Annotated in this window: 10 protein-coding genes; 5 read left to right on the forward strand and 5 right to left on the reverse strand. The window is 73.1% G+C overall.

Annotation, left to right across the window (positions count from 1 at the left end):
• The first annotated feature begins 136 nt into the window (after window positions 1–136).
• Window positions 137–2,347 carry an FUSC family protein gene (locus ACFW2E_RS32450; RefSeq protein WP_384471150.1) on the forward strand — a complete coding sequence of 737 codons (2,211 nt, stop codon included), beginning with the start codon at window positions 137–139 and terminating at the stop codon, window positions 2,345–2,347.
• Window positions 2,348–2,356: 9 nt separating this feature from the next.
• Here ACFW2E_RS32450 and ACFW2E_RS32455 read toward each other — a convergent pair whose 3' ends face one another.
• On the reverse strand, window positions 2,357–3,190 hold the full coding sequence (locus ACFW2E_RS32455; protein ID WP_384471126.1) for a DUF1206 domain-containing protein: 834 nt from the start codon (window positions 3,188–3,190) through the stop codon (window positions 2,357–2,359).
• A gap of 111 nt (window positions 3,191–3,301) precedes the next feature.
• On the opposite strand from ACFW2E_RS32455, the gene ACFW2E_RS32460 reads away from it, so the two are divergent.
• Window positions 3,302–3,541, forward strand: coding sequence for a hypothetical protein (locus ACFW2E_RS32460; protein WP_384471129.1), 240 nt, complete (start codon window positions 3,302–3,304; stop codon window positions 3,539–3,541).
• Window positions 3,542–3,800: 259 nt separating this feature from the next.
• The gene (locus ACFW2E_RS32465; RefSeq protein WP_384471132.1) at window positions 3,801–4,256 is read left to right on the forward strand and encodes a cyclic nucleotide-binding domain-containing protein; all 456 of its coding nucleotides are present in this window, start codon (window positions 3,801–3,803) and stop codon (window positions 4,254–4,256) included.
• A 7-nt stretch (window positions 4,257–4,263) separates the two neighbouring features.
• Here the strand turns inward: ACFW2E_RS32465 and ACFW2E_RS32470 are convergent, their stop codons facing one another.
• Both ACFW2E_RS32470 and ACFW2E_RS32475 read right to left on the reverse strand, forming a co-directional pair.
• Window positions 4,264–5,562 (reverse strand): MFS transporter, encoded by a 1,299-nt coding sequence (locus ACFW2E_RS32470; protein ID WP_384471135.1) that lies wholly within the window; start codon window positions 5,560–5,562, stop codon window positions 4,264–4,266.
• Window positions 5,563–5,655: 93 nt separating this feature from the next.
• Window positions 5,656–6,273 carry a LysE/ArgO family amino acid transporter gene (locus ACFW2E_RS32475; protein WP_384471138.1) on the reverse strand — a complete coding sequence of 206 codons (618 nt, stop codon included), beginning with the start codon at window positions 6,271–6,273 and terminating at the stop codon, window positions 5,656–5,658.
• An 89-nt stretch (window positions 6,274–6,362) separates the two neighbouring features.
• On the opposite strand from ACFW2E_RS32475, the gene ACFW2E_RS32480 reads away from it, so the two are divergent.
• Window positions 6,363–7,262, forward strand: a complete 900-nt coding sequence (locus tag ACFW2E_RS32480) for a LysR family transcriptional regulator ArgP (RefSeq protein WP_384471141.1) — start codon at window positions 6,363–6,365, stop codon at window positions 7,260–7,262.
• 16 nt (window positions 7,263–7,278) lie between these two features.
• Here the strand turns inward: ACFW2E_RS32480 and ACFW2E_RS32485 are convergent, their stop codons facing one another.
• The gene (locus ACFW2E_RS32485) at window positions 7,279–7,986 is read right to left on the reverse strand and encodes a TetR/AcrR family transcriptional regulator (protein WP_384471144.1); all 708 of its coding nucleotides are present in this window, start codon (window positions 7,984–7,986) and stop codon (window positions 7,279–7,281) included.
• Between the two features lie 140 nt (window positions 7,987–8,126).
• Between ACFW2E_RS32485 and ACFW2E_RS32490 the strand changes: the two genes are divergently transcribed.
• Window positions 8,127–9,347, forward strand: a complete 1,221-nt coding sequence (locus tag ACFW2E_RS32490) for a saccharopine dehydrogenase family protein (protein WP_384471147.1) — start codon at window positions 8,127–8,129, stop codon at window positions 9,345–9,347.
• Window positions 9,348–9,358: 11 nt separating this feature from the next.
• Here ACFW2E_RS32490 and ACFW2E_RS32495 read toward each other — a convergent pair.
• Window positions 9,359–9,536: ATP-binding protein (locus ACFW2E_RS32495; protein WP_384471153.1), on the reverse strand; the 178-nt coding region annotated here is incomplete at its 5' end.

The raw sequence follows: 9,536 nt of genomic DNA on the forward strand, positions 1-9,536 counted from the left end.
GGGGGGGGCCCCCCCCGGGGGGGGGCGCCCGTCGGCCCGTCCGTGCCGTGCCATGCGGGGTTCGGGATCACGACGGGGTCACGGGAGAGAGCGCGGCGGCGTGAGCACTGCGGCGGAACGGTCGGTGCGGGCGGAGCTGTGGGACCGCCTCGCGGCGTCGGATCCCGCGCTGCTGCGGCTGACGGCGGGTCTGCGGACCGTTGCCGCCATCGTCCTCGCGCTGGCCGTACTGGCCCCGCTGGGCGCGGATGTGACCCATCTGGTGGCCGGCGCCATGGCGGCGATGGTCGCCACGTTCGCCGTCCGCGAGAAGAAACGGACGCGGCAGGCAGGAACGCTCGCCCTCGGGCTGCCGGTGGCGCTGGCCTCGGTGTCGCTGGGCGCCCTGCTGAGCCCGCACATCGTGGCCGGTGACCTGTTCTTCGTCGTACTGATCTTCTGCGCCGTCTACGGCCGCCGGTACGGGGAACGCGGCACGGCGCTCGGGCTGATCGGCTTCCAGATCTACTTCCTCTCGCTCTTCGTGCGCGCCACCGTGCCGATGCTGCCCGCGCTGTACGGCACGATCGCGCTCGCGTTCCTGTGCAGCGCGGTCGCCCGGTTCGTCCTGGTACCGCAGACGCCCGCCGGGACCCTCGACGGCCTGCGGCGGGCCTTCCGTGCCCGGCTCGCCCAACTCGTGGAGGCCCAGATCGAGTTGCTCGGCGCCGGCCCGGAGGACGTGGACAAGGTCCTCGGGGAGGTCCGGGTCGGGACCGCCCGGCTCCACGAGACGGCGCTGCTGATCCAGTCGCGGCTGGAGGACGGCACCTCCGAGGAGGCGGTGGCGCGGCTGCTGCAGCGCCGGATCGCGGACGCCGAGATCGCCGCGGAGCGGCTGGGGCTCCTGCTGCTGACCGCGCGCAGCGCCGAGCGCGCGGACACGCTCACCCTGCACCTGCCGGGCGCGCCGCTCCCCTCGGGCGGCGAACTGCCGGTGCGCGACGCGTCGGCGGCCGAGGTGCGCCACGCCCTGGAGGCGCTGCGGCTGCTCGTGCTGCGCCCCGTCGGCGAGGACTCGGGAAGCTCGCTGTCGGGGCTGCGGAACCTGTTGCTCGGCTACCGCGAGGAGGAGAACCTGCCCGAAGCGCCGTCGGCCGTGCAGGACGTCTTCCGCGGCATCGGCGAGGCCGCACGGGCGGTGCTCGGGCTGCGGATCGCCCTGGACGGGCCGCAGGACGAGTCCGGCGACAGCCCCGCGACGGCCCGCTCGCGCGAGGAGCTGGACGCGGAGGACGCGGCGATCGCCGGCGAGGAGGCCGAGGGCGAGGAGGAGCCGACGGGGCTGCGGCGCCCGACCACACGAGCGGCCGTGCAGGTGGCGGTCGGTTCCACGCTCGCCATCGTCGGCGGTGAGCTGCTGTCCGCCCATCGCTGGTACTGGGCCGTGCTGACCTGCTGGATCGTGTTCATCAACACCGCGTCCACCGGGGAGATCCTGGTCAAGAGCTACCGCCGCCTGCTGGGCACCGTCCTCGGCGTCGTGGCCGGCATCGGCCTGGCCGGCCTGGTCGGGCATCACACGTGGACGGCGTTCGCGCTCGTGCTGCTGTTCGTCTTCGCGATGTTCTACACGGCGCCGCTGTCCTACACCCTGATGTCGTTCTTCGTGACGGCGATGCTGGGTCTGCTCTACACGCTGCTCAACACCTACAGCATGTCGGTCCTGCTGGTGCGCGTGGAGGAGACGGCACTGGGCGCGGCGTGCGGGGTCATCGCGGCGGCGGTGGTCCTGCCGGTGCGGACCGACCGCCGGACGAACGAGCTCCTCGTCGCGGTGCTGGACCGGCTCGCCGACGTCACGCGGGCCGCCGCCGACCAGCTGAGCGGAGGGCTCCCGGCCGATCTGCTCGACCGGGCGCGCGAACTGGACCAGGCGCTGGCCGACCTGCGCGCCTCCACACAGCCGTTGACCCACCCCATCACGCCGCTGCGGTCACGCCGGGACACCGCCCGCTACGTCGTGGCCCTCCTGGAGACCTGCGCCTACCACGCCCGCGCCCTGGCGGCCACCGCCGAACTCCTGCCCGCGCACCCCTCGATCGCCGCGGACCCCCGGCTGCGCGGGGCGGGGCGGCGCATCGTGCACAACATCGAGGCGATCTCCGGGCATGTCGCCGACCCGCGCGCCACGTCCGAGGTGGAGACGGGCCCCAGCATCGCCTCTCTGCTCCGGCCGGGAACCCTCGCCACCCCGCGCTACGACCGCGTGACCGACCGGGTGCTGCGCCATCTGCAGCGCCTGGACGAGGCGGTGACGGGCCTGGCCCGGCCGCTGCGGGTTCCGGTGGGCGCCCGGAAAGGGTGACCGCCCCGCTCAGACCCGGCACCAGCGCGCCGCGGCGCAGGAGAACACCCCGAACAGCACCAGTCCGGCCGCGACGGCCGCCAGCAGCCACGGGCCCGCCGGAGCGGCGGCGAAGGATCTGAGCGTGTCGTCGATGCCTTTGGCCCGGTCGGGCCGGTACTCGACCGCCGCGCGCACCACGAAGGCCCCCGCCGCGACGAACACCGCACCCCGGGAGAGGCCGCCGCCGACACCGGTCACGTCGACGAACCTCCGGGCCCGCGCGGACATCTCGCCGGTCCTCAGCTCCTCCGGGTACACGCGCCGTACCGCCTGGACGCCGATCCACACTCCGGTCACGACGACGCCGGCGCCGACGGCACCCACGATCCACTGTCCGGCCGGCATGCCGAGCGCCCGGGCGGAGATGTCCCTGGACTGCTGGTCGCTGGAGCGGGGGCCGCCCGAGCCGGTCGCGAACGACAGCACGGACCAGGCGAAGAAGGCGTAGAACACGCACCGTCCGACCGCCAGCAGCCGCATCCGCGCCTTACGGCCGTCGGGGCCGACCGAGCCGAGGAGCGCCTCCGACAGCCGCCACACCGCCATGCCGAACAGCCCGATGCCCAGCGCCCACAGCAGGACACCGCCGAACGGCTGGTCCGAGAGTTCGGCCACGGCACCACTGCGGTCCGCCGGTTTCCGCCGGTCGCCGAAGGCGATGCCCAGCGCCAGCAGTCCCACGAGGAGGTAGACGGCGCCGCGCGCGACGAGGCCGGCCCGGGCGGACCATCGGGTCACCGCGCCGACCGTGCCTCGGCGGGAACGGACTTTCGCGCTGCGTGCGACAACACCGGCGTCCAAGGCGGCCTCGCTTCCTCCGGGTGGGTCTCTCTCCGTCTGACCTCTCCGGACACCGTCAAACCCGTGGCCGGGCGCTCCCATCGGCACGCCGTTTCCGGGTAGGCGGGCGGTATGACCGATGTCGTGGATTCAGACGAGCTGTTGCGGCGCATCCAACGGGCCAGGGACCGCGCGATGGCGGAGGAGCGGGCCTGGCAGTCGCGCGCGGAGAGCCTGCGGGCGACCGATCCGGAGGGCGCCCGGGAGGCGGCCGTCCGGGCGTGCGCGTATGAGGCCGTGTCCCGCGTGCTGGACGAGATCGCGGTGCCGGGCGGGCGTGGCAACACGGCCGGAGTGAACCCGGTCACGTGATCCGCTCCTGATTACGCGAAGCCGCCACAGATGGTTTATCGTTCACCTACACGTGGCCACGGAGTCGACCGTGAAAGTCCTCCCTGTGTCACCGCCTACGGCCCTGGCTGGTTTCCCCCGTCCAGCCAGGGCTTTTTAATGCCCTGCGGGAACCTGGCCGGAGGATGTTCACTCCCCCGAGGTGCTCAGGGCGGCGGCAGCGGCTGAAATGAGTGCAGGCACAACACCGGAATCCCCCGCCGGCGAGGAGCCCTGCGCCATGACCAAAGCGATAAAACTGCTGACCGCCCTTCCGCAGGTGCAGCGCGAGCGTCTGATGGAGCTGGCACAGGAGATCTCCTTCCCCGAGGACACCAGGATCTTCGAGGCGGGAGGCACGGCGGACCGCTTCTGGGTGATCCGTTCGGGCGCGGTCAACCTCGACCAGGAGGTGACCGCACAGCAGCGGGTGACCGTGGCCACCCTCGGCGCCGGCGACCTCCTCGGCTGGTCGTGGCTCTTCCCGCCGTACCAGTGGGACTTCGGGGCAGTGGCCTTCAGCCCCGTGCGCGCCTACGAGTTCGACGCCGCCGCCGTGCTGGGCCTTTCCGTGGAGGACCCGCTGCTCGGCCTGTCGCTGGTGCGGACCGTCGCCGAGATCCTCGCCCACCGGCTGGAGATGACCCGGGGCAAGCTGATGGACCAGTACGCGCTGCGCCGGCGGGGCCCGCTGTAGGCGTTCCTCACACGCTGTAGCGCCGCAGCGCAGGCACGGCGGCGGCCAGACCCAGCATCACGGCCACCACCAGCAGGCCGCCGCCCGCGACGGCGGCCCGCGGGCCGAAGGCCGAGCCCGCCGTTCCGTGCAGCACGTCGGCCAGGCGCGGGCCGCCCGCCACGACGACCGTGAACACGCCCTGCATACGGCCGCGCATCTCGTCGGTGGCCGCGGACAGCAGGATGGCCCCGCGGAAGACCATGGAGACCATGTCGGCGACTCCGGCGGCGGCCAGGAACGCCAGGGCGACCCACAGGTTCCTGGTGAGTCCGAATCCGGCGATGGCCACGCCCCAGCCGATCACCGCGCCGATCACCATCCAGCCGTGCCGCCGCGCCCGGGAGAACGTGCCGGAGAACAGTCCGCCGATCACGGCGCCGACGGGGATCCCGGCGAACAGCACACCGAGGGCGAGGCCCTCGCCGTACGGGGCGTACGTCTGCGCGGCCAGCTGCGGGAACAGGGCGCGGGGCATGCCGAGGACCATGGCGATGATGTCGGCGAGGAAGGAGAGCAGCAGGACCTTGTGCAGCGAGATGTAGCGGAACCCCGCCACGATCTCGCGCCGGCCGGCACGCCGTGCCACCGCCTGGCCCAGCGGAGGCAGCGAGGGCAGCCTTACGACGGCCCAGACGGTGACGCACAGGGCCAGGGCGTCGATCAGATAGAGCTCGGGCAGGCCGATGACCGGAATCAGCGCGCCGGCGAGCAGCGGTCCCGCCACCAGTCCGGTCTGCATGACGGTCGAGCCGAGGGCATTGGCGGCGGGCAGTTCCTCCGCGGGAACCAGCCGGGCGATCGAGGCGTTGCGGGCCGGGGAGTTGAGGCCGAAGAACGCCTGCTGCATCGCGAGCAGCACCATCAGCGCGGCGACGGAGTCGAGCCCGGTCACGGCCTGCGCCCAGAACAGCAGCGAGGTCACGGCTATCCCGCTGTTGGTGACCAGCAGCAGCTTGCGGCGGTCCACGGTGTCGGCGACCGCCCCGCCCCACAGCGCGAACACCACCATGGGGACGAGACCGGCGTAGCCGACCCAGGCCGAGGAGTGCGTGATGTCGTAGATCTGCTTCGGCACGGCGACGGCGGTGAGCTGGCTGCCGACGGCGGTCACGATGGTCGACGACCAGAGCCTGCGGTAGGCCGGGCGGCGCAGGGGGCGGGTGTCCATCGCCCAGCGGCGCCAGCCGTGCCGGGCGGGTACCGGGGGTGCGGGCCGGTCGGTCCGCGGTTCGGTGCTGCTGCCTGTGCTCTCGCTCGTGTCCACGGACTTCCTGTTGCCGACTGTGGTTGTTCACTACATCTTTCGATTCGGGCTTCACTATCGCAGCAATTCCCGTGACCGCCGAACCGCTTCGTCTCACGATCCGGCGACCAGCATGGCTCCGAGGCCGGTCATCGTCACGGCGACCAGTCCGTCCAGGACGCGCCAGGCCGGGGCGCCGGCCAGGAAGCGGCCGAGCAGCCGGGCCCCGAAGCCGAGAGCGGTGAACCAGCACAGGCTGGCGAGTGCCGCGCCCAGGCCGAAGGTCCAGCGCAGTTCGCCGCGGTCGGCGGCCAGGGAGCCGAGCAGGAAGACGGTGTCCAGGTAGACGTGGGGGTTGAGCCAGGTCATGGCCAGGCAGGTGAGCACCGCCCGTCTGCGGGTGCCGGCGGCCTCGCCCTCCGTCCGCAGACCGGCGGTACCGGGCCTGCGGACACGGCGGGCGGCGAGGGCGCCGTAGCAGAGCAGGAAGGCACCGCCGATCAGACCGACCGCGGTGAGGGCTCCCGGCCACGCCGTGACGACAGCGCCCACGCCGCCGACGCCCAGGGCGATGAGGGCCGCGTCGGACAGGGCGCAGATCCCGACGACGGCGAGGATCGCGTCGCGGCGTACCCCCTGGCGCAGGACGAAGGCGTTCTGGGCGCCGATGGCGACGATGAGGGAGAGGCCGGTGCCGAATCCGGCGGCCGCGGCGGTCAGGGCGTTGGACATGCCCTTGACGCTAGGCAAGGGATCACTGCACGTACAGCTAAAGTTTTTCACGTACCATTAGCGCTCCTAATGACGGAGGGCGGGCGCGCATGATCCCGGAACTTCCCCTCGACCAGGTGCGGACGCTGCTCGCGGTGGTGGACGAGGGAACGTTCGACGCGGCGGCCGCCGCTCTGCATGTGACGCCGTCCGCGGTCAGCCAGCGGGTGAAGGCGCTGGAGCAGCGCACGGGCCGGGTGCTGCTGCGGCGGACCAAGCCGGTGCGGCCGACGGAGTCCGGCGAGGTGGTCGTGCGGTACGCGCGGCAGCTGGCCCGGCTGGAGCGCGACGCGCGCGGCGAACTCGGCATGAGCGGGGCCGGGGAGCCGACGAGGGTGTCGATAGCGGTGAACGCGGACTCGCTGGCGACCTGGTTCCTCGGAGCGCTCACGCGCGTGCCGCACGAGCCACGGCTCTGTTTCGAACTGCGGCGCGAGGACGAGGATCACACGGCGGCGCTGCTGCGCGAGGGGCTGGTGATGGCGGCGGTGACCTCGTCGCCCGACCCCGTGCCGGGCTGCTCGGTGCGTGCGCTGGGCCGGATGCGCTACCTCCCGGTGGCCAGTCCCGCCTTCGCCGAGGCTCATCTGGCCGGGCCGCTGCGGGACTCGCTGGCCGAGGCGCCGGTGGTGGTGTTCGACCGGCTGGACGACTTCCAGGACACCTTTGTGCGCGCCCTGCCCGGGGGCCGTGCCGCGGCGAGCCCTCTGCGCCACCACGTTCCGACCTCGGAGGGCTTCGCCGAGGCCGTGGCCGCGGGCCTCGGCTGGGGGATGGTCCCGGAGGCACAGGCGGACCCGCTCCTGGAAACCGGACGCCTGGTCCGCCTCGCACCGCAGCGCTCGGTCGACGTCCCGCTCTTCTGGCAGCAGTGGAAGCTCGACTCCCCCGCGCTGGCGACGGTCGCGGAGGCGGTGGCGGCCACGGCGGCCGAAGCACTCCACGGATAGCCGCCCCGGGGCCCCCTCATCCGGTACCCGCCGCCAGGGTGCCGGCCGCGCTGTCCAGGAGCATGTCCAGGGCCGTCGGATAGGCGCTGGTGGGCATGCGCGCGGCCAGGAGCGGGGCCGCCTCGGCGATGCGCGGATGGGTGGCGCGCGGCAGGCGGGCGTAGGTCGAGTCCCACTTGTCGTCGTCGGCCCGCTGGGAGGCGCTCGGCAGGGCCAGGGTCGCGGCGTCGAGGGCGGCGAAGGCCAGGGTCTGATCGATGAAGGCGTGGTAGACGCGCACCGTGTCCGGCAGCGTGAAGCCGGCCGTGCGCAGCACGTCCAGCACGGCCTCGTCCGCGGCCAGTTCGTGCGACCGTCCGGTGACCCGGTTCGCGGTCAGCAGGGCCGCCTGCGGGTGCGCGACATACGCTGCGTGGATGCGCAGCCCGATCGCCCGCAGGTCGGCCCGCCACTGCCCGGTGGGTCCCCAGCCCCGCAGCGCCTGCCCGATCAGCGCGTCGCCGATGGCCAGGGTCAGGTCGTCCATACCGCGGAAGTAGCGGTACAGCGTGCTCGGGTCGCAGTCGAGCGCCAGGCCCAGGCGGCGCGCGGTGAGCCCCGCGGTGCCGTGCTCGCGCAGCATGCGCAGCGCGGTCTCGACGATCAGCCGCTCGGACAGCACGGTGCCGCTCCTGGTCGGCCGGCGCCGCCGCCGCTTCTCCTCGGGCACCACCGGTTTCGGCACGGCCCCTCACCCCTCTCCCACCCGTTCGGAGCCGGGATCTTACGCCAACGCCATTGACCTTACGTGAGCCGCGGGCGTTGTATCCGGGCCAAGGCGCGCCCTGTCCTCGACCTCGACCTCGATCGTGAGGGAGTTTCGCCATGCGTGTACTGCTCGTGGGAGCAGGCGGTGTCGGCACCGCCATCACCCGGATCGCCGCCCGGCGTCCGTTCTTCGACCTGATGGTCGTCGCCGACTACGACCTCGCCCGGGCCGAGGCGGCCGTCGCCGCCCTCGGTCCCGACGGTGCCCGGTTCCGCGCCGAGCGCGTCGACGCGAGCGACGAGTCCGCGGTGGTGGCGCTGCTGGAGCGCCACGGCTGCGACGCGCTCCTCAACGCCACCGATCCGCGCTTCGTCATGCCCCTGTTCCGGGGGGCGCACGCGGCCGGCGCCACCTATCTGGACATGGCCATGTCCCTGTCGCGACCCCATCCCGAGCGCCCTTACGAGGAGTGCGGCGTCAAGCTCGGCGACGAGCAGTTCGCGATGGCCGCCGACTGGGAGAAGTCCGGCACCCTCGCGCTGGTCGGCATGGGCGTGGAGCCCGGCCTGTCGGACGTGTTCGCCCGGCACGCGGCCGACGAACTCTTCGACGAGATCGAGGAGATCGGCATCCGTGACGGCGCGAACCTCACCGTGGACGGCTACGACTTCGCCCCGTCCTTCAGCATCTGGACCACCATCGAGGAGTGCCTGAACCCGCCGGTGGTGTACGAGGCGGGGCGCGGCTTCTTCACCACCGCTCCGTTCAGCGAGCCCGAGGTGTTCGACTTCCCCGAGGGGATCGGGCCGGTGGAGTGCGTGAACGTGGAGCACGAGGAGGTGCTGCTGGTGCCGCGCCAGGTCGACGCGCGGCGCGTCACCTTCAAGTACGGGCTCGGCTCGGAGTTCATCGAGACGCTCAGGACGCTGCACCTGCTGGGCCTCGACCGCACCGAACCGGTCACCGTCCCCGGCCCCGACGGCCCGGTCGCGGTCTCGCCCCGGGACGTCGTCGCCGCGTGCCTGCCCGACCCGGCGACGCTGGGCGAGCTCATGCACGGCAAGACCTGCGCGGGCACCTGGGTGCGCGGCACCAGGGACGGCGCGCCGCGCGAGGTGTACCTGTACCACGTGGTCGACAACCAGTGGTCGATGGCGGAGTACGGCTGCCAGGCGGTGGTCTGGCAGACCGCCGTCAACCCGGTCGTCGCCCTCGAACTCCTCGCCACGGGTGCGTGGTCGGGCTCGGGCGTCCTCGGCCCCGAAGCCTTCCCCGCCCGCCCGTTCCTGGACCTGCTGACCGCCTACGGCTCGCCCTGGGGCATGCGGGAACAGTGAGCGACCCGCCGTCAGCCGTCCTCGGGCGGCGGGGCCGCGGGCAGTCGCAGGGTGAACTCCGCGCCCCCGCCCGGCTCGCTCGCCGCCGCGGCCGTGCCGCCGTGCGCGGCGACCAGGTGACGGACGATGGGAAGGCCCAGGCCGCTGCCGCCGGTGCGGCGGCTGCGGGACTTCTCCGCGCGCCAGAAC

It is taken from the genome of Streptomyces sp. NPDC058964, from assembly GCF_042741275.1.
Lineage (GTDB): Bacteria > Actinomycetota > Actinomycetes > Streptomycetales > Streptomycetaceae > Streptomyces.